Source organism: Sphaerospermopsis sp. LEGE 08334, from assembly GCF_015207205.1.
Taxonomy (GTDB): Bacteria; Cyanobacteriota; Cyanobacteriia; order Cyanobacteriales; family Nostocaceae; genus Sphaerospermopsis.
In genome coordinates, this window is the sequence record NZ_JADEXH010000013.1 from 76,654 (window position 1) to 98,053 (window position 21,400).

At 36.0% G+C, this 21,400-nt stretch carries 18 protein-coding genes; 13 read left to right on the forward strand and 5 right to left on the reverse strand.

From position 1 onward, the window contains the following. Positions 1-109: 109 nt before the first annotated feature. From IQ237_RS09655 to sufR, 5 genes are all read right to left on the reverse strand, one after another. On the reverse strand, positions 110-370 hold the full coding sequence (locus tag IQ237_RS09655) for a hypothetical protein (protein WP_194054493.1): 261 nt from the start codon (positions 368-370) through the stop codon (positions 110-112). Between the two features lie 53 nt (positions 371-423). After that, positions 424-3,636: a CHAT domain-containing protein gene (locus IQ237_RS09660; protein ID WP_194054495.1), complete on the reverse strand. Its 3,213-nt coding sequence runs from the start codon at positions 3,634-3,636 to the stop codon at positions 424-426. A 27-nt stretch (positions 3,637-3,663) separates the two neighbouring features. Further along, entirely contained in the window at positions 3,664-4,131 is a 468-nt protein-coding gene (locus tag IQ237_RS09665) for a hypothetical protein (protein WP_194054497.1), read from the reverse strand. A gap of 40 nt (positions 4,132-4,171) precedes the next feature. Further along, on the reverse strand, positions 4,172-4,882 hold the full coding sequence (locus IQ237_RS09670) for a hypothetical protein (RefSeq protein ID WP_194054499.1): 711 nt from the start codon (positions 4,880-4,882) through the stop codon (positions 4,172-4,174). Positions 4,883-5,046: 164 nt separating this feature from the next. After that, positions 5,047-5,718 (reverse strand): iron-sulfur cluster biosynthesis transcriptional regulator SufR, encoded by a 672-nt coding sequence (gene sufR / locus IQ237_RS09675; RefSeq protein ID WP_194054501.1) that lies wholly within the window; start codon positions 5,716-5,718, stop codon positions 5,047-5,049. 251 nt (positions 5,719-5,969) lie between these two features. Between sufR and sufB the strand changes: the two genes are divergently transcribed. From sufB to IQ237_RS09740, 13 genes are all read left to right on the forward strand, one after another. Next, positions 5,970-7,409 carry a Fe-S cluster assembly protein SufB gene (sufB, locus tag IQ237_RS09680; RefSeq protein WP_194054504.1) on the forward strand — a complete coding sequence of 480 codons (1,440 nt, stop codon included), beginning with the start codon at positions 5,970-5,972 and terminating at the stop codon, positions 7,407-7,409. Positions 7,410-7,469: 60 nt separating this feature from the next. After that, positions 7,470-8,255, forward strand: a complete 786-nt coding sequence (sufC, locus tag IQ237_RS09685) for a Fe-S cluster assembly ATPase SufC (protein WP_194054506.1) — start codon at positions 7,470-7,472, stop codon at positions 8,253-8,255. 2 nt (positions 8,256-8,257) lie between these two features. After that, positions 8,258-9,586: a Fe-S cluster assembly protein SufD gene (sufD, locus tag IQ237_RS09690; RefSeq protein ID WP_194054508.1), complete on the forward strand. Its 1,329-nt coding sequence runs from the start codon at positions 8,258-8,260 to the stop codon at positions 9,584-9,586. A 192-nt stretch (positions 9,587-9,778) separates the two neighbouring features. Beyond that, positions 9,779-11,044, forward strand: a complete 1,266-nt coding sequence (locus tag IQ237_RS09695; RefSeq protein WP_194054510.1) for a SufS family cysteine desulfurase — start codon at positions 9,779-9,781, stop codon at positions 11,042-11,044. A 60-nt stretch (positions 11,045-11,104) separates the two neighbouring features. Beyond that, positions 11,105-11,293 carry a hypothetical protein gene (locus IQ237_RS09700; protein ID WP_194054513.1) on the forward strand — a complete coding sequence of 63 codons (189 nt, stop codon included), beginning with the start codon at positions 11,105-11,107 and terminating at the stop codon, positions 11,291-11,293. A 13-nt stretch (positions 11,294-11,306) separates the two neighbouring features. Continuing rightward, on the forward strand, positions 11,307-11,564 hold the full coding sequence (locus tag IQ237_RS09705; protein ID WP_194054515.1) for a hypothetical protein: 258 nt from the start codon (positions 11,307-11,309) through the stop codon (positions 11,562-11,564). Positions 11,565-11,602: 38 nt separating this feature from the next. After that, a complete protein-coding gene (locus IQ237_RS09710; RefSeq protein WP_194054516.1) occupies positions 11,603-12,202 on the forward strand; it encodes a hypothetical protein in 600 nt (199 codons plus the stop codon). Positions 12,203-12,211: 9 nt separating this feature from the next. Beyond that, complete coding sequence (locus tag IQ237_RS09715; RefSeq protein ID WP_194054517.1) at positions 12,212-12,844, forward strand: Uma2 family endonuclease; 633 nt, start codon at positions 12,212-12,214, stop codon at positions 12,842-12,844. Between the two features lie 194 nt (positions 12,845-13,038). Next, entirely contained in the window at positions 13,039-13,275 is a 237-nt protein-coding gene (locus IQ237_RS09720) for a hypothetical protein (protein ID WP_194054518.1), read from the forward strand. 212 nt (positions 13,276-13,487) lie between these two features. Continuing rightward, positions 13,488-15,059 carry a type II CAAX prenyl endopeptidase Rce1 family protein gene (locus IQ237_RS09725; protein ID WP_194054519.1) on the forward strand — a complete coding sequence of 524 codons (1,572 nt, stop codon included), beginning with the start codon at positions 13,488-13,490 and terminating at the stop codon, positions 15,057-15,059. A 529-nt stretch (positions 15,060-15,588) separates the two neighbouring features. Next, positions 15,589-15,864, forward strand: a complete 276-nt coding sequence (locus IQ237_RS09730; RefSeq protein WP_194054520.1) for a TM2 domain-containing protein — start codon at positions 15,589-15,591, stop codon at positions 15,862-15,864. Positions 15,865-16,517: 653 nt separating this feature from the next. Next, entirely contained in the window at positions 16,518-18,932 is a 2,415-nt protein-coding gene (locus IQ237_RS09735) for a cation-translocating P-type ATPase (RefSeq protein WP_194054521.1), read from the forward strand. 861 nt (positions 18,933-19,793) lie between these two features. Next, positions 19,794-21,371 carry a tetratricopeptide repeat protein gene (locus IQ237_RS09740; RefSeq protein WP_194054523.1) on the forward strand — a complete coding sequence of 526 codons (1,578 nt, stop codon included), beginning with the start codon at positions 19,794-19,796 and terminating at the stop codon, positions 21,369-21,371. Positions 21,372-21,400: the final 29 nt, after the last annotated feature.

The following is a 21,400-nucleotide window of genomic DNA, read 5'->3' on the forward strand; positions in this document are numbered from 1 at the left end:
CAACTAATTAGAGATAGTCCTAATAACCCAAAAATAGCAAAAGACTGAGTTATAAAAACTCGCCTTTTAGTAATATATATCAAGATAATGTCCCCTTTTTAATTATTCCCTACCACTTCAAAAATGCTTCTTCTACTCCTTTTTCTCTTCTAATTTTAGCATCAAGTTCAAACCAAGTGATAATTTGTTTTACGGTTAACTCTTCAATGGGTACATCATATTCTGTAGCAATATGTTGTAAAATCCGTAAGGAGGAAATTGTCAATCGCGTTAAAAATTTTTCAGGGGAAGATAACAAAGCTGCGTCAACTTGTGCAGATTCATCAGTGGTTAAAAACTGGGTTGATGATTGATTGGGGGAGATATCCATAGGGTTTAAAGTTCTGTTTAAGTGGGAAGTTGGTTTTATACTATTAAATCATATTATTGTAACCCTTGAGCAATAAACGCAGACCAATAGAGGGGATGTGCAAAGGGTAATTCTGAATCAGATGTTTGGATTTTATGTTTTAGCAATCTATTGATTTTGGTATGAATATTATATTGATGTTCCCATTGTGAATATTCATCTGAATTACGAGTATATTTTTTTCTATCTCCTATCAGTTCTTTCTCCTTTGATTCTATTTGCTTGGATATTTCTTCTAAATCTGCTTTTCTTAATTCCCGCAGTTTAATTTGTGCTGCTTTGAGTGCTTCTGGGCGATTTTTACCATCTTGTCTTTGTTGATAGTAAAAAACAGAAAATAGCGCAGTTGCTAAATCATTAACTTTCCATAAAGAACTAATTACACTTATCGCACCAGCACACAAAAAACCAGTCGAAAGTGTGAGTAGATTATCAGTTATATCTGGGTTATCTAAATTAGTTTCACAACAAGAAAGAAACACATCTATAAGATGAGGTAAACGCCACCCAGGAGACATTAATTGACCTAAAGTTATACTACCATCACCTAAGTTTAACTGAGATTCTAAAGGATTATATAAACAAGATTCAGCATGATGACAACAGTGGATAATTTGTACCTGTTCAGCTAATTTCTGGAAATTTTTAATAGTAGCTTGACTACTACCTATTAATCTATTATCTACTGAAATATTATACATTTGGGCGATTTGTTCACCTTCCCATTTAGCACAAGATAGATCATCTGTTGCATCTTCTACAGTACCATATTTTAAGTATTGAGCATCTAAATTTAAGCGTTTATTGTTGTGGTTTTGATGACAAAAATCTAAAATTTGACAACTAGGAGTATAACGAATCAAAAATCTATCTACTAAATATTCTTGATATTCTCCTGTAGGTAAAGCAGCAAAAGGTATTTGATGTAATAATAAATGAGGTTCTATAATTAATTCTTCTATGTCTTGAAGATATTGATTGATGATTTTTGATAATTGTAATCTCTCAGCAAGTTCATGGATAAAATGTTCCATTTCATTTTCCCATTTTTCAGGATGATTGATATAATTTGATAACCAATTTTGTGCAATCCAGTTTTGTAATATTTCTAAACCTTCACCTATACAGGTATGGAGATAAATTGAGTTTTGAGTAATGATAAAAATATGGGTATCAGAGTTGGTAGTGTAGAAACTGAGAATAGCTGTTTTAGGATTATCAATTAATTGCTGAATTTCTGATAAACTCAGAGGTTTAACTTGAATTTCACCTGCTAAGATGGGATCTTCTTTTCTCAGTTGTTCCCAAATTTCTTGTTTTGCATTTTCTAATGATGCGATTTTTTCATTGTATACTTGCCAAATAGCGCGGGTTTCACTGCGGTTATTTTCTGATTGATAATTCTGGCGTTCTATGTCAATTTGTTGTTGTAATTCTTCGTATTTTTGTAATAATTCTTGGACTTTTGGTGGTATATTTTCACCTTGGGATAAGTGAGAACTCGCCATTAATTCTACCAGACGTTGAGAACGGGAGCGTTCAGAATATTCAAAGGCTTTATCTATTTGTTGGTTATTGATACAGGCTTGTACTATGTTTTGGTAAATGTCTATTGATTCTTCTAAAATCTCTTGACGACGTGATTCTGATTTTATCCAACTGCGGCTAGTTTCTAAGGCTTCAATGGCGATACTATAACCTTCTATTGCTTCTATCCAAAGATTCTTTTTAAATGCTGTTTTACCTAATTGTTCTGCTGTTTTTAAGCACTCAAAAGGAAAATCCTCACTTGTAAATACTTCTAATGCTAGTTGATAAGAAGGTATAGCTTGATCATGTTTTCCCAAGGTAGAATAAGTCATGGCTATATTACTATGATTTTTTGCCCAATAATATGGAAAATTATCACGAGTAAAAACCTGAAAAGCTGCTTGATAAGATTGGATAGCTTTATCCAAATTTTCTGATAAATTACCCTTAATTCTTTGACTGTATATAATTCCTAAATTCTTTTGAGTCATTGCCCAATCTAAAGAATACATAGTTTGACTACAGTTTTGCAAAGCATCCTCAAAATGTATAATTGCTAATTCTTGATATTCTGGAATTTTACGAGATGATAAATATACGTATGCTATACCTAAATTATTTTGCACTCTAGCCCATTCTATTGGAAATACTTCTTTCGTGTAAACTTGTAAAGCATTCTGATATTTTTCAATAGCTGCAATTTTATTTTCTATTGAATTGCCTAAAATTCGATCACGATATACATTAGCTAAGTTGAGGTTAACTTGCGCCCAATCATAGGGATATTTTTCATATTCATAAACTTCTAAGGCTCTTATAAAACAACTAATAGCTCTTTCTATATTTTCTGCATTATCTCCATGAATTACACTATATAATATTACTCCTAATGTGTTTAAACAGTTAGCCCATAACAAAGGATAATTATCTTTCCTGTAAATTTTTAATGCTGATGTAACATAATCTAAAGCAATATCTAAATTTTCTGATCGATTTCCTTTAATTCTGTTAAGGTAAGCATCTCCTAAATTTAGTCGCAACTTTGCCCAGTTAATAGGATATTCTAAAATAGTATGAACAGCTAATGCTGATTTAAAATTATAAATTGCCTCTTCTAAATTATCTTTCTTATCACCCTTAATTCTATAACAATACGCCCTTCCTAAATTACTTTTAATTTCGCCCCATAGATATGGATATTCTTCTTTATTAATAATTTTTAAAGTTTGATTACAAGCTAATATTGCTTTTTCTAAATTTTTTGCTTTATCCCCCCTTATTCTATCAACATAAACAACACTAAGATTAGCTTGTATTTCTGCCCAAGCACTTTTTTTTATACTCTTGATAAAATCTGCATTCATTTCCCAACCAATAATAGCTATTTCTAGGTTTATTTCTCTATTTCCTAAATAAAATTGGGATATTATTTCACTAAATAACGATACTTTTACAGATAATATTAATAATTCTTTAGAAATAGGTTGAGATAATTGCTTTGATAAGTATACAGAATACCAATCAAGAAATTCATCATTTATAATTTCTAACTTTCCTGCTAAAAAATTGTAAACTTTCTCTGTATTTTTAATATTTTTATAACTTGTTTGTAATGCTTCTTTTAGAAAGAAATAAAATTGTGAATTTTTATTTTTTGTACTGTTGTTATCTTTCTTATTTCCAAACCCCTTAGCCATATTTATTGCACCTTAATTAAATAAAAATTACCCTAAAATCTCCCTCAACTTATCCATCAAATCCTCCGCTAACTCCAACAACTCAACCTCATTAATATCACCATTACCAGATGCGTTTCCCCTGCCAGAAACCACAACATCACCAACTAAAAAATCCTTGGCTGCAAAAATTCGATCTTCTTCCTTTAACTGACTCAAACAATATTCTAAACCAGCAATAATTTCATCAAGAGACTTATCCTGTAAACGTTCCCTGACTTTCACCGCAACCACATCATCACTTTCTAAAAAAGTAGTTAATTTCTCAATATTCCCCGGTTCATCGTCATCATACCCCCAAGTTTCCAACCAATCACTATCTATATCTTCAAAATATAAATCTACACAATCAATACCATGATTTATCCAATCTTCCTGTAACCTTTTACCTGCTTCTAAATGTTCTAGGTATTGTGTAAATTTGTCTGTTTTGTTAATTTCTATTTCTTTTACCATGATGACACTCTCTCCTAAAACTTCAAATACAACTAAAAAACTATAAATTAAATTTTAAGTAAACTCCTATTGGCAAATGATCGCTATTTTCTAATGAAACATCAACTATTTGCTTAATAAATCCATCCATACCAGGATTATAACTTAAAAATAACCCTCTTTCTATATCCCAATATTTTAACTGATTTTCCCATTTAGTAAATTTATCTTGAGAATTAACATCAGATAAGCTAGTGAGTTGAACACACAAAGGATTTTGTAATTCATGACTAACAATTATATCAGTTGCCATAGCTGCATCAGCAATGTAAGATTGCCATAAATCCCATCCACGCTGTTTAATTTCCTTAGCTACTGCTGTTAAGATTTTAGTATCACTTTGATCAAAATTTCCAGCCATTAAATTTTTTTTCCAGGTTTCAAAGTTAGGATCTTTTTCTTCCAACCATTTAGGAAAAAGATAACTATACCAATATCTCTGACAAGGGTTCATTTCCTGATAATACTGCTGTCGTTTATCTTCATCAGTTAAACTTTTGATGTCTAAGTAAGTTCTAGCATCAGTAATTATCTGTTGCAGGAAAAAGAGGACAAACCTTTTAGCATTTAAAGAACCATCTTTGACATCTTTAACCCAGCGATTAATTTGTTTTAACCTAATTGCTAAATTAGGATCTATGGTTGATGCTTCCTCAATTAATGATTTGAGTTGTTGCTTAATCTCTTGCGGTTGTAGAGGTTGTGGACGCAAAAATATACACCTGGAAAAATTATTTTATCTTATGTATTTTAACAGTATTTAATAGCTTTGTAAATTTAAAAAGCTCAAAAAGTAAAATTTTTGCAATAAATATTTTACTTTCGACATCCATATCTTACTTCTCCTCATCCGCGTTCATCTGCGTTCAACACCACCTACCTTTTCTGCACCAAATACCCACAACGATGCTCACCATGAATTAACCAATGCGTCCTCTCCACACTACAATCTGGTAAAATCGCTGCAAACATTTCCAACTCATGTCCACACACACTAGGAAACGACTCAGCCACATTAGAAATAGCGCAGGTGTGTTCCATAAATAAAAACCTTTCACCCCCATCAATATCAGATTCTACAGGATGAAACTCAGCCATAAAACCTTCAGCTTTTCGCAACTCCACCAAAGCGGCAACCCGTTCCTTTAAAGAACCATTACCCACCCTTTCCCGATATTCCAGTGCTTTGCGTTCCCACTGCTTTTGTAAAATAGTTTTAAATTGCTCACGTCCTACAGTTTCCGCTAAAGTATCTAACAGCGAAACTGCAAACTCTCCATAACCACCACCGACACTGCTAACACTCTTTTGTAAATGTTCCCTGCCCCGTTGACTTAAACTATATATATGTTGGGGTCTGCCCATACCAGAATTTTCCGGTATAGAATATATCACTAATTCTTCAGCCTCCAAATCCTTTAAATGGCGACGAATCGCTTGGGGGCTAACTTCTAATATTTCCGCAAGTTCAAGAGCCGTAGCTTGTGAGTGTTTTAAAAGATACTCTAGGATATCCTGCTTAGTAGAGGACTGCTGGGTAGTGGCCATGTTAGTCCCAATAAAAATTTCAAAAAAATTCAAAAAATCTCTAAAAAAATTTGACTTAAACAACATTGTTGTTGTTAATCTATCGTACAATAGATTTAGATTAAACAACAGCCGAGTTGTTTTACTGTGTAAACCTATTCTAACAGCCCTGTTAGCGTTGGTGTAGCCCGCCGCAGGCATCGCTAACAAAAAACGGGAATCAGCTTTATAGAACCCGTCGCCTATCCTTTAAAGAGAACACAAGAGAACCGATGAGCGCATCCGTCAAAACCTTAGTTAACCAACCTTACAAGTACGGTTTTGTCACCGACATCGAAACCGACACCATTCCTCGTGGACTAAATGAAGACGTTATTCGCTTAATTTCCGCGAAAAAAGAAGAACCGGAATTTATGCTGGAATTTCGTCTGCGTGCGTACCGTCAATGGTTGAAGATGACAGAACCTACATGGCCTCATGTCAAGTATCCACCTATTAATTATCAGGATATCATTTATTATTCCGCACCGAAACAAAAGAAAGAAAAACTCAACAGTTTAGATGAAGTTGATCCCACTTTATTGGAAACCTTCGAGAAATTAGGTATTCCTTTAAATGAACAGAAAAGATTAACTAATGTCGCTGTTGATGCGATTTTTGATAGTGTTTCTGTAGCGACTACTTATAAAGAAAAACTCGCTAAAGATGGCATTATTTTCTGTTCTATTTCCGAAGCTTTGCGGGAACATCCAGAATTAGTGAAAAAATATCTGGGTAGTGTTGTTCCTATTGCTGATAACTATTTTGCGGCTTTAAATTCCGCAGTATTCAGCGATGGTTCTTTTGTTTATATTCCCAAAGGTGTAAAATCACCAATGGAATTGTCAACTTATTTCCGAATTAATTCCGGTGATACAGGACAGTTTGAAAGAACCTTAATTATCGCCGAAGATGATAGTTATGTTTCCTATTTAGAAGGTTGTACAGCACCCATGTACGACAGCAACCAATTACACGCTGCGGTTGTAGAATTGGTAGCTTTAAATAATGCGGAAATTAAATATTCTACCGTGCAAAACTGGTACGCTGGGGATGAAAATGGTAAAGGTGGAATTTATAATTTCGTAACCAAGCGCGGTTTGTGTCAAGGTGTCAATTCTAAGATTTCTTGGACTCAAGTAGAAACCGGTTCTGCTATTACCTGGAAGTATCCTAGCTGTGTGTTAGTTGGTGATAATTCTGTGGGTGAGTTCTACTCTGTTGCATTAACAAATAATATGCAGCAAGCTGATACTGGAACTAAGATGATTCATATTGGTAAAAACACTCGCAGTACAATTATTTCTAAAGGTATTTCTGCTGGAAAATCTAGTAATAGTTATCGCGGTTTGGTGAAGATTAATCCTACTGCGACGGGTGCAAGAAATTATTCTCAATGTGATTCAATGTTGATTGGGGATAATGCACAGGCTAATACTTTTCCTTATATTCAAGTTCAGAATAATACTGGAAAGGTTGAGCATGAAGCGTCTACTTCTAAGATTGGTGAAGATCAATTATTCTTTTTTGCTCAACGTGGTATTTCGGCGGAAGATGCTATTTCTATGATGATTAGCGGTTTCTGTAAGGATGTTTTTAATCAGTTACCAATGGAGTTTGCTGTTGAGGCTGATAAGTTGTTGAGTTTGAAGTTGGAAGGTAGTGTTGGTTAAATAGCTCACGCAAAGACGCAAAGACGCAAAGAAAGAGAGAAAAGAAAAGAGAGAGAGAACATGATTATTGAGAATAGTGATTTGATTTTGTCTGTTAAGGATTTGAAGGCTGATGTTGATGGTACTCCTATTTTGAAGGGTTTGAATTTGGATGTTCGCGCTGGTGAAATTCACGCGATTATGGGTCCAAATGGTTCTGGTAAGAGTACGTTTTCTAAGGTTTTGGCTGGACATCCTGCTTATTCTGTGACTGGTGGTGAGGTGATTTTCCAAGGTCAGAATTTACTGGAAATGGAAGCGGAGGAAAGAGCTAGAAGTGGTGTGTTTTTGGCTTTTCAATATCCTTTGGAAATTCCTGGTGTGAGCAATTTGGATTTTTTACGGGTTGCTTATAATTCAAAGAGAAAAGCGCAAGGTTTGGAAGAGGTTGACGCTTTCGATTTTGATGATTTGGTTGAGGAAAAGTTGGAAGTTGTGAAAATGAATCCTGCTTTTCTGAATCGCAGTGTGAATGAAGGTTTTTCTGGTGGTGAGAAAAAGCGGAATGAAATTCTGCAAATGGCTATTTTAGAACCTAAGTTAGCTATTTTGGATGAAACTGATTCTGGTTTAGATATTGATGCTTTGAAAATTGTTGCTAATGGGGTGAATCAGTTAACTAATGCTGAAAATGCCACAATTATGATTACTCACTATCAGCGTCTTCTTGATTATATTGTCCCTGATTTTGTTCATGTCATGGCACAAGGACGGATTATTAGAAGCGGTGGTAAGGAGTTAGCTTTAGAGTTAGAATCTCGCGGTTATGATTGGGTATTGGAAGAAGCTTTAGGTGTAGGTGTGTAATCATGACTATTGAAGTTTCTCCTAGTTCTATTTCTGATTCTTTGTTAGACAGAGATGCTTTTTTAACTGGTTTATTAAATCAGGTTTCTGCATCTGAAAAAACAGGTTGGGTACAACAACTGCGTGACGCTGCTGTTAAATGGGTGCGTCATTCTGTTATTCCCAACACCCGTGATGAAGAATGGCGTTTTACTGATTTATCTCCACTGAAAGAGGTAAGTTTTAATTTAGCTACTTTTCAGGAAATTTCTGTTGAGGGTTTAGCTTTACCTGAAGTTGCTCACCGTTTGGTTTTTGTAAATGGTGTTTTTGCAGCGAATTTATCTCATACTGAAAATTTACCTGCTGGTTTAAAGGTTGGTAATTTGGATGTTTTAGGTGATGATGTTGCTCAGGAATATTTAGCACAGTCTGAGGGAACAAGGGATGTTTTTACTGCTCTGAATACTGCTGGTTTAAATGATGTTGCAGTGGTTTGGGTGGGTAAAAATGTGGTGATTGAAAATCCCATTCATCTGTTATTTATTTCTGTTGCTGCTGAAGGTGCTATTATTTCTCAACCTCGTTGTTTAGTGGTTGCTGAAAGTAACTCTCAGTTGAGTTTAATTGAAGAGTTTATCACAAGTAAGATGCCTGTTACACAAGAGCAGCAAGTTTACTTTAATAATAGTGTGACAGAAATCTGGGTAAATGAAAATGCTCAGGTTAATCACAATAGAATTGTGTTAGAAAGTAATGCTGCTTTTCACATTGGCAAAACTGCGGTAACACAAGCGCGGTATAGTCGTTATACTTGTAATGCTGTGACAGTTGGTGGTAAAATTTCCCGTCATAATTTGGAGATTTTACAAACAGGAGAACAAACAGAAACCACCCTCAATGGTTTAACAGTAATTGCTGAAAAACAATTAGCTGATACTCACAGTGCTATATCCTTAAATCATCCTCACGGTGTAAGTAAACAAATACATAAGTGCATTATAGGCGATCGCGCTCATGGAGTTTTCAACGGTAAAATTTTCGTACCCAAACCCGCACAATTAACCGACGCAGCACAATTAAACCGCAACTTATTGTTATCATCAAAAGCCAGAATTGACACCAAACCCCAACTAGAAATTACCGCAGATAACGTCAAATGCGCTCATGGTGCAACAGTCAGTCAACTAGAAGACGATGAAATCTTCTATTTGCAAAGTCGCGGAATAGATGAAACCGACGCACGCAAACTATTAGTTAACGCCTTCGCAGCAGAAATTATCAACCTAATTCCTGTTTCATCCTTGCGAGAAAAACTAATAAAAACCGTCATCACCATCACCAACAAATAACCAAAAACCCCACCTTCAAAAAGTGGGGAAACACCACCAAAAAACCCTCAAAAACCTCTTACCTTTGCGTACTTTGCGTACTTTGCGGTTCATTCCTCTTAAAATAGGGAAACTCACCAACAATCTCTCTAAAATCTCTTACCTTCGTTCCTTCGTACCTTCGTGGTTCATTATTCTTAAATTCTTAAAAATATGACATTCACATCCACCAAAACCCTAGCCGAAAAAGTTCGTAAAGACTTCCCAATTCTTAACGAAAAAGTCCACGACAAACCCCTTATTTACCTCGACAACGCCGCCACATCCCAAAAACCAACAGCAGTATTAAACGCATGGCGTGAATATTACGAAAAATACAACTCAAACGTTCATCGCGGCGCACATTATTTAAGTGCCAAAGCTACCGACGCTTACGAAGCAGCAAGAGACAAAGTAGCTAATTTTATTAACGCCAAATCTCGCCAAGAAATAGTTTACACCCGCAACGCCAGCGAAGCAATAAACCTAGTCGCTTACAGTTGGGGAATGAACAACTTACAACCGGGAGACGAAATAATTCTCTCAGTAATGGAACACCATAGCAATATAGTTCCTTGGCAATTTGTCGCTCAAAAAACAGGTGCAGTTTTAAAATTTGTCGAACTCACACCAGAAGAAACATTTGATTTTGAACAGTTTAAAAAACTGATTTCTGAAAAAACAAAACTTGTTTCTATAGTTCATATTTCTAATACATTAGGCTGCATAAATCCTGTTAAAGAAATTGCCGAAATTACTCACAAATACGGCGCGAAATTCTTAATGGATGCTTGTCAAAGTGTCCCCCATACTCCTATTAATGTCCAAGAAATTGACTGTGATTGGTTGGTAGCTTCTGGACATAAAATGTTAGCGCCCACTGGTATTGGTTTCTTATATGGGAAATTAGAATTACTAGAAGCAATGCCGCCATTTTTTGGTGGTGGAGAAATGATTGCTGAAGTCTATTTAGACCATTCCACCTATGCAGAATTACCCCATAAATTTGAAGCCGGTACACCTGCTATTGGTGAGGCGATCGCCCTGGGTGCAGCCATAGATTATTTAACTAATATAGGTATGGATAAAATTCATGCCTACGAAGCCGAATTAACAGCCTATTTATTTGAGCAATTAGCCCAAATACCTCAAATTAGAATCTACGGACCCAAACCCGATGTTAATGGCGAAGGTAGAGCCGCTTTAGCAGCTTTTACAGCTTCCGAAGTTCACGCCAATGATTTAGCAACTTTGTTAGATCAAGAAGGTGTAGCAATTCGTTCTGGACATCATTGTACACAACCTTTACACCGTCATTTAGGTTTAGCGGGAACAGCAAGAGTGAGTTTATCTTTTTACAATACCCGTGAAGAAATTGATGTTTTTATTAAGGCTTTGAAGGAAACTTTAGATTTCTTTGCAAGTGTGTTTGGAGAATAGGTAAATAACATTTTCAATATTTTAGGTGGGTAATTTCCCACCTTTTTTATCTACATATATATGGGTAATAAAAATCACAAAAAATCAATTAGATCATTAAATACACGCATTGCTGAACATCAAGAAAAGATTAGGCTAGAATATGAAAAGGATTTTCCAGACCAAGGTTTAATTAGACATTGGGAAAATGAGATTAAAGCCTTTGAAAAAGCAATTCAGCAAGCCCTTAAAAGATTGGGTAAATCTTAGGTAAATAATTATTATGCAAATTATCAATCGTTCTCTTCCTATTGCTAATTCTACTTTAAGAACATTAATTAATGAATTAGGTATAGAATGTCAAAATATTACCGCTTTAATTCATCAACTGCAATCACCGCATTTAAGTGATAGACAACAAGCGGAAATTTTGGCAGAATTACTCACTGCTACAATTCATTTGAATGTTCATTGTGGAGAAGATTTTCAGGAATTAATTGCAGAAGAAATGGAAAAATTACCAGATGATGATGAATTATAAATTTTGGTTGCATAATTTAATTTATAGGAATAAATCAAATGTCCTACAGTGATTTTACTTTAGAGAAAGTGAGAAAGTCATTTAATTTAACCATATCAGATAAAATTGATATTTTTGCTTCTATTCCAGAAATTGAATGTCCAGCTTTATTAGCAGAGTTATTACAAGAAAATGTCCCTTTAGCTCTGGCTAGTAATACGGAAAAATCCCGTTCTGAAATGATAATTGCACCGATTTTAATAGCCGCTAGAAAATATTTAAACAATCAAATCAGCTTATTTTCAGGGATTGATTTTACTGTAGATACCGCACAAGGATTAAACGGTAATTGTGATTTTATTATTAGTCGTTCCCCAGAGTTATTAATTGTTAATGCTCCCGTGGTGACAATTGTAGAAGCAAAAAAAGAAAATATTAATGCAGGTTTGGGACAATGTGTAGCGGAAATGATTGCTGCTAGAATATTTAATGAACGGGAGGGTAATAATATTCAAACAATTTACGGAACTGTGACTACTGGAACTAACTGGAAATTTTTAAAACTTATTAATCAAGTGGTAGAAATTGACTTGAGCGAATATTATATTAATAATATCGGTAAAATTTTAGGTATTTTATCTAGTATCGTGACAGAATAGGTATTGTATATGCTACTCCAATCAACACCCGCAGAACAAAGAACAGTTTTATATGACGTTAGTTGGGATACCTTTGAATCCTTGCTCAAAGATACAGGTGAAAATAGAGGTTCTCGTTTTGCTTATGACTGCGGTACTTTAGAAATTATGACTCCACTATTTGAACACGAAAACCCGAAAGGCAATTTTAGTAATTTTATCGTTGCTTTAGCTGAAGAATTAGATATAGAACTTAGAAGTGCTGGTTCTACAACATTAAAACGCAAAATAATTAAAAAAGGCATTGAACCAGATACTTGTTATTATATCCAAAATGAACCAGCAATTAGAGGTAAAGAAACTTTAAATTTAGAAACAGATCCACCACCAGATTTAGCAATTGAAATTGATATTACTAGCAGTTCTGTAAATAAATTAAATATTTACGCTGCTTTAGGTGTATTTGAACTTTGGAGATATGACGGTGAGGTTTTGCAGTTTTATCAATTATTAGAAGGTAATTATATTGAAATTAATTTTAGTGTTGCTTTTCCTGTAATTTCTGTTAGTGATATGACTAGATTCATTCAGCAGAGTAAAAATATGGGTGAAATTGCTTTGTTAAAATCTTTCCGTGCTTGGGTGAGGGGGAAGATAGGTTAGCTCTTAATCCAAAAAACCGAGAAAAAGATTGATTTTATCTGTATCAATAATACTCTACCTCTTGTATTAACCAAAAGGCATAATAGAAATTCTCCCATCTGACACATGAATTCCCTTCAAAAACCACTTATTGTCAATTAATAAAGGGGACACAACCCTTAACTAAATCAATAACGTAAGTGAGGTAAATTTCAATGTTTAATTTACTGGAAGAACTATCCACAAATGCACAAGAGTTGTTAGTTGGAGGACAAGGACAAGAACAACAAATGCCACAAATACCACAAATACCAGGACAACAAGGACAAAGTAGTCCTCCTAGACCCCCTCAGACATCAGGAGGAGCAACTGGGTTTATAGTTCCTGATAACAACCCAGAGAGCTACTTCACCTGGAGACTAGACAAAGCACCACAAATGTCCGGTCAGTAAATCTACTCCATACTAAACTAAGGTAAACGACATTTTTGATCACAAATCCCCCGCATCTTGCGGGGGTAATTATGTGTCAATTTCCTGCACCCCTGCTGTCATAAAAATTAGATATTTTTTGATTTGGAAATCCCTTATCTCCCCAACCTGCCAGATTATCTTATAATTGCCAAGGGGCGATCGCTCTCTACAGGTAAGTTCAAGGGGGATAGATGTCACTTAAACGGTTGCTGTTAACTGCGCTAACATTGTTAGCGATTATGTTGTCCGGCTTGTCTTTATTTGCTAGTTGGCAAAAACCTCAGTTTCAAAGTCGTTTGGAACTGTACCAAACTAATATTGTCTTGCAAGCCCAAGCATGGCAACCAGAAGATAGCAACGACGAGAGTTTGCAAGCTCTTCGGGCGGCAATAGTAGGTGATAAACCCCTAGAAAGTGCAGCCAAGCAATATCTAGAGGCCCGTGAGTCTGTAAAAACAAACTTGGACAAAGCCGAAAACAAACTTGCAAAACTTCGCGCTCAAGATATCACCGCTGTCACACCTGCCAAACCCCTACCAAATGAACCCCTGGAAACCAAAACCTCTCCCCAACAACAACAAAAAGAGCTAGAGAAGTCTATCAGCAAACTGCAAAAATTGCGGCATGAATTAGACTTACGCTTAGGAATATTACAAGCACAGCAAGGGGAAACAAATAAAGCCCAAAAAACTTGGAGTCAAGTACAAGAACCCTCTGAAACCGAATTTACCGCCACCGCTAACGTCCTCAGTGGACTATGGAGCAACCCGCCGCGTCTACTCCCAAATGCTCAACCACTGATACAAAAAAATTTAGAAGGTTGGTTTCGCTACACAGCCTTAACTCAGCTTTACCAAATTCAACAGCGTCAAACTGCTTTATCAGATGTTCAAGCTGCACAACAAGCATCCGCTACCGATGCAGTATTAAAATTAGCCTTAATTGCCACTATTCCCAGCTTAACAGCCTTTATAGGTCTAATCTTACTAATAGCTTTAATTATTCAGCTTTTACTCAAGGGCAGAGAGTCTATCTTAGCTACAAATGCCCAAAAGCCTTGGTCAACTCCTTGGAATGTGGAAACAATTTTACAGGTTTTTGTCCTGGGATTTTTCTTGATGGGACAATTATTTATACCTGAATTGTTAACCCTCCTCCCTATCTCCCGTTCCTCGGATAATGTGCGAGTTCAGGCTTTTTCTGTCTTGGTGAGTTATGTACTGGTTGCCCTGGGTGCGTTCTCAGTGCTTTATTTTTCTATTAAACGTTATTTTCCCTTACCAGAAGATTGGTTTCGCTTCCGTTTTTTCAGTAATTGGTTTTTCTGGGGACTAGGTGGTTACTGCACAGCTTTACCCATAGTCGTCATAGTATCATTAATCAATCAACAACTATGGAACGGACAAGGCGGAAGTAACCCCCTGTTACAACTGGCGCTAGAAAGCAGAGATGATGTAGCATTGGGGATATTTTTCTTTACTGCGGCCATAGCAGCACCATTTTTTGAGGAATTTCTATTTCGTGGGTTTTTATTACCCTCTCTCACTCGTTATTTACCTGTTTGGGGTGCAATTTTTTTGAGTAGTTTAATATTTGCTGCTGCTCACCTCAGCTTATCCGAAGTTCTGCCATTGACAGCATTAGGCATGGTTTTAGGAATAGTATACACGCGATCGCGCAATCTTCTCGCTCCCATGCTCCTCCACGGACTCTGGAATAGTGGTACTTTGCTCAGTTTATTTCTTTTGGGCAGCAATAATTAAAACCGACAATTACAGTTGAAAAAATCAAAAATATTTGATTATATCGACATATAAATCTGAAATTCTCAAATTTCCAGCAGCGCAACATCACCGCTATAGCAGGTAATAGGTGACAGTTGATAGGGAAACCCAACTTATACCATACCTTGAGGTTTTGGGTTTCTTACCCCCACCTACATCTGTAAAATTAATTTTGCAGATGGGTATAAATCAAAAAAATTCCCGGACATAATAACTATCAACCCGTAAACACTAAAGTAGTATCAGAGATGCTGCCGATTATTCAGGTTAATGATATTCAACTTTGCTGAAGTTGAACATATAAATCTGTAAACAATCTGCACCGAAATTTATCAACTAAATCACTAAATTTTAGAGTGGAAATTTGGGATTTTTGCTTTGAAATTCAAGATTCAAAATCAAATTTGTTTATCTAACCTTCAGAATTCTCTTCTGTGGGTAAATTTCTCATTTACTTAAAATAGAAATACTCTGATAATTACATACATATACAGGAGCTTAACTAAATATGACTAATCTTAACCCATCTCATGCTACCAAACAACTTTTATCTGGGTACTGTGGCATTATTTTGGGGGGATTTGGAATACATAAATTTATTCTGGGTTATGCCCCAGAAGGCTTTATCATGCTAGTTATTTCTGTAGTTGGTGGTTCTCTCACTTACGGATTTACACTCATAATTATGCAGCTTGTAGGGTTAATTGAAGGCATGATTTACTTGAACAAAAACCATGAAGATTTTGTTAATACCTACTTTGTTAATAAACAGGGTTGGTTCTAAAAAGTTTCAGGAGTCAGGAGTCAGGAGTTTTTTATTTTGGATTTTGGATTTTGGATTTTGGATTTTGGATTGTTTTTGTCAACTCCAATCTAAAATCTAAAATCTAAAATTTTTCTCCCCTATTCCCTATTCCCTATTCCCTATTTTCTGAAAATATGCCAACACTCAAATCTAAGCATCTAACTTCCCTAATCTTATTAACACTATCTATGGTGTATTTCACCACTACATCCCATTGGGAAATTAACTATTTCTACAAAAGTATAATTTTCATGTTGCCTATACAACTTGTATCTGTGATATATTTGACCTATGGGCGCTGGATTCGTTGACAGTCTGTGACAAATCTCACTAAATATTTTAAGTAAGCATTCAGCCATCATTTTCCATCGGTTTCCGTCAGTACCTGAAATATTGAAATACCAAGAGTAAAAAGAAACAGATGCAGATAACATTCCTGAAATTAAAATTTCTGAATCTTTGTTATTACTGCTATTAGCTGATTACTGATTACTGATAGCTGAATGCTTACTATTTTAATTTCTTAAATAAATACTATCACAGTTGGTCATAGTTCCAGATTTCGCCTACTCTCAAAGTAGAACTGCCTTTTTTTAGGCATTGCATTTTTGTAGCGAATCTCATAACTTGTCATGCAACTTGTTCCTGAAACTAAACTTACCCCAGAAACCGCCCTCTCCAATAGAGATACCAACTCAGAGAAAATTATTTTAGATGTAGGGGGTATGAAGTGCGCTGGCTGTGTGAAAGCAGTAGAAAGACAGCTAACCCAACATCCAGACGTTAAAAATGTCTGCGTCAACCTAGCTACAGAAGTGGCAGTTATAGAAGCAGAAGTTGGTGCTGTAGATGCCGATGCACTGGCACAAGCATTAGCACAAACATTAACAGCTACAGGTTTTCCTTCTCAACCCCGCACAGCGAAAACTCAAGCAGGGAAGGAAAAATCTGATCCAGACGCAAAACAGCGTCAGGAAATGCAAGCGGCTTTCCAACAATTAGTAGTTGCTTTTGTATTATTGTTATTTTCAGGCATAGGACATTTTGGTGGTTTTATTTTCCCAATATTGAATAACATCTGGTTTCACTGTGGACTAGCAACAGTAGCATTACTCATTCCTGGTCGTCCCATTATTATAGATGGCTGGCAAGGTTGGCGACGGGGAGCGCCAAATATGAATACCTTGATCGGTTTGGGAAGTCTCACAGCTTATATTGCTAGTTTGGTGGCGCTGTTGTTTCCCCAAATGGGTTGGGAATGCTTTTTTGATGAACCAGTGATGATGCTGGGTTTTATTTTGCTGGGAAGAACTTTAGAAAAACAAGCTAGAGGACGCGCTGCATCTGCATTTCGGCAATTATTAGCACTTCAACCTCAGATAGCTAGATTAATTGTTAACCCAGACTCAGAGAAATTAGTAGCAGGGGCAAATATTATTGAAATACCAGCCGAACAAGTGCGAGTTGGTGAATGGTTACAGGTGTTACCAGGTGATAAAATACCTGTTGATGGCGAGGTGCGCTTTGGACAAACAACGGTAGATGAGTCAATGTTAACTGGTGAAGCAGTACCAGTGATGAAGCAACCAGGAGATGCTGTTGCAGCGGGAACTATTAACCAGTCTGGTGCGATCGCTATTCAAGCAACCAGAACCGGCGATGATACTACTTTGGCGCACATTGTCGCTTTGGTAGAAACTGCCCAAACTCGCAAAGCACCTGTTCAGAAATTAGCAGATACGGTTGCTGGTTATTTTACTTATGGCGTTTTAACAGCTTCTTTACTAACTTTTCTGTTTTGGTACTTTTTTGGTACTCACATTTGGCCAGAGGTGAATATTATTTCCAATGGCATGGAAATGATGAGTCATGCAGCACATCATCAAGCCGTCAAAATTCAACATTCTTCACTTTTAATCAGTTTAAAATTAGCGATCGCTGTAATGGTCGTTGCTTGTCCCTGTGCTTTAGGACTCGCTACCCCCACAGCTATTCTTGTCGGTACTGGGATGGGTGCAGAACGCGGTTTATTAATCAAAGGTGGTGACGTTTTAGAAAAAGTCCACCAGCTAAATACCGTAGTTTTTGATAAAACTGGCACACTCACCACAGGCAATCCCACAGTTACAGACTGTTTACCATTTACAGACTTAGAACCATCCTCACTTCTGCAACTAGCAGCAGCAGTAGAAAGCGGGACCTATCACCCCCTAGCTAAAGCCATTGATCAAGAAGCAAAGCGGCTAAATTTATCCATTCCCCATGCTTTAGACTTTCATACTGAACCAGGAATGGGTGTATCCGCTGTAGTAGAAGGGAAAAACGTACTCTTAGGTAACTGGGAATGGTTAAACTGGCAGGGAATTACTATCAGTGAAACTGCCCAAGAACACGCACAAAGACTAGCGGAACAGGGGAAAACAGTTATTAGTGTTGCAGTTGGTGATAATTTAGTTGGATTAATTGCCGTCAGTGATACCCTCAGACCAGATGCAAAAGCAACAGTAGACAAATTGCGTCAGATGGGTTTGCGAGTAATTATGCTGAGTGGTGATAGATTAGAAGCTGCGAATGCGATCGCTCAACAACTCGGACTCAACAGCACCGATGTCATGGCAGGTATTCCCCCAGCGAAAAAAGCCAGCACCATCCAAGCTCTTCAAACTGGGGAGATAAGTAAAACCACTAGCGTTGCTATGGTAGGAGATGGCATTAATGACGCTCCCGCATTATCTCAGGCAGATGTCGGCATTGCTTTACATTCTGGAACAGATGTAGCTATGGAAACAGCCGAAATTATATTAATGCGTGATAGTCTTTCTGATGTTGTGGAATCAATACAACTCAGCCGTGCCACTTTCAACAAAATACGTCAAAACTTGTTTTGGGCTTTTGCATATAATACAATTGGTATTCCCTTAGCAGCCGGTGTTTTACTACCCCATTTTGGTTTTGTTCTTAGCCCCTCCAGCGCCGCTGCCCTCATGGCTTTTAGTTCAGTTAGTGTTGTCACCAACTCCATTTTATTACGACGCTTTACCCATTGACTGTAAAATTAGCACTGGGAGGTAGTATGTCAGGACAAAATCTAAGTAGGGTTTGCTGAATAAACTGAAAACCACGATGAATAAAGAGTTTGAGGGTGATAACAAAGAAAATAGGTGGAAGGTTTTGGAAACTATGAGTAGGAAAACCTTGCACTTTGTTGGTTTTTACCTCGTTTCCAAATACAAAAAACTCCTTGATATCCTTAAACTCCTGACTCCTTGATAGCGACTTGTACTGAGCCTGTCGAAGTAAGCGTGGCGTTAGCCTCCTAGTTATGCAAGAAAGACTCTCAAATTAGAATAACAAGATAGTCCGCAAAAGTCCTAGATAATAATTAGGAACTTGGGTTAATAGATAAAAGCCGACTCTATCAGACTTGAAGATCCGACTTTTCCGACTAGACAAACTCCTATGAAGAATTATAAAAATTCAGTAGTTGTGAAACAATAAACACAAAAAGCTTTTTTGTATGAAGAAACCGACTCTTGACTCCTATTCCTAATTAGCAACTTGGGTTATTATTATAATCAATAAAATCACTAAGTTCGGATTTTTCTCAATTTACCGTTGTTAAAACTCAAAACAATAAAATTCTTTTTTACTCATCAAAGTGTGATAATATGCTTTTATAAAATAGCCTTACATTAATATATTTAAGTGAATATACGGATACCAAATCAAAGAAAAAACCGTATTATTATGTAAACATTGATGTTTAAAATATTCCTCAAATTTTACCTTAACTTAAAGAACAGGATTATGATGATTGGAGATAAAGCTCAAATACTAAAAAATAACCATAGTGTAAAATTTATATCTGACTTTGGATTTTTTACGCAAGCATCTACCATCAAATCTATATGATACTCAATACCAGTAGCTGGGATGATGATTTACCTCCAGATCCCGAAGAAATATATCAAGATTTACTCTGCGCTCTGGATAGAAAATTAGGATTTGGGTTATATTTTATACAATGCACTCCTGTGGAATCAGATTGTTTTATACATAAAATTCCCCAGGATCTTCCGCATAAAAATATTGCTGTATTACGCTTGCTAGAACCAGTGGATAAGCTATATCAGCAAGTAGCGAATTATATTCAAGGTCAAACAGTTGACATCTTATTAGTTAAAGGTTTGGAATATTCCTTGTATAAATATGAAAAAAGAAACTTTGGCGAAATAACTGAAGGTCAGTTTAACAATTTAACTAAAGTACCACCAATACTAAATCATCTTAACCAACAAAGAGAAAGATTTAGGGATGATTTTCCCTTTTGCTTTGTATTTTTATTGCGTTCATTTTCACTCAGCTATTTAATCCATCGCGCTCCTGATTTTTTTGATTGGCGTTCTGGAGTATATGAATTACCAACTACACCAGAATTAGTTGAAGAAGAATCACGTCGTCTTTTACTAGAAGGAGACTATGAAAAATATCTACAACTTACTTCAGAAGAAAAAATTGAAAAAGTTCTAGAAATTCAAGAACTTCTGGCAGAAAAGCATCAAACAGATAGTAATAGAGCAAGTTTGCTTTTTGAATTGGGAAATCTACTTTATTCTGCTGGTGAATATGAAACTGCAATTACATTCTATGAACAAGAATTAAAATTTAAACCTGATGATCATTTTGCTTGGTACAACCGTGGTCATGCACTCTTGAATTTAGGATGCAACGAAAAAGCAATCTCATCTTATGAAAAAGCTTTAGAATTTAAGCCTGATGATCCATATTTTTGGTACAACCGAGGTAATGCTCTGCTGAACTTAGGACGTAATGAAGAAGCACTTTCTTCTTATGAAGAAGCTTTAAAATTTAAGGTAGACTACCCATATTTTTGGTATAATAAAGGTAATGCATTACGAAATTTAGGACGCAATGAAGAAGCAATTTCATCTTATGACCAATCTCTCAATTTAAGACCCAATGATTGTTTTACTTGGAATAATCGTGGTATCGCATTTCGGAATTTAAACAGATATGAAGAAGCAATTTTTTCTTATAAACAAGCTTTAAAAATTAAACCTGATGACCACTATGCTTGGTACAATTTGGGTATCGCACTCCGCAAGATAGGATGTAATGAAGAAGCTGTTTTCTCTTATGATCAAGCTTTAAAAATTAAACCTGATGATCATTATGCTTGGAACAATCGAGGTAATGCACTGGATGATTTGGGACGTATGGACGAAGCTCTGTTCTCTTATGATCAAGCATTAAGAATAAAACCTGATGATAAATATGCTTGGTACAATAAAGCTTGTTGTTATGCTATTCAAGGTAGTATTGAGCAAGCACTAGAAAACTTGGAGCAAGCAATTAATCTCAGACCTGAAGAGTTTGCAACAATGGCCAACGCTGATCCTGATTTTCATTGTATTCGAGAAGATGCACGTTTTCAAGATTTAATACGTAGGGGTATGATGAATTAAATTTGATTACTTTAAAATTAAAATCTTTT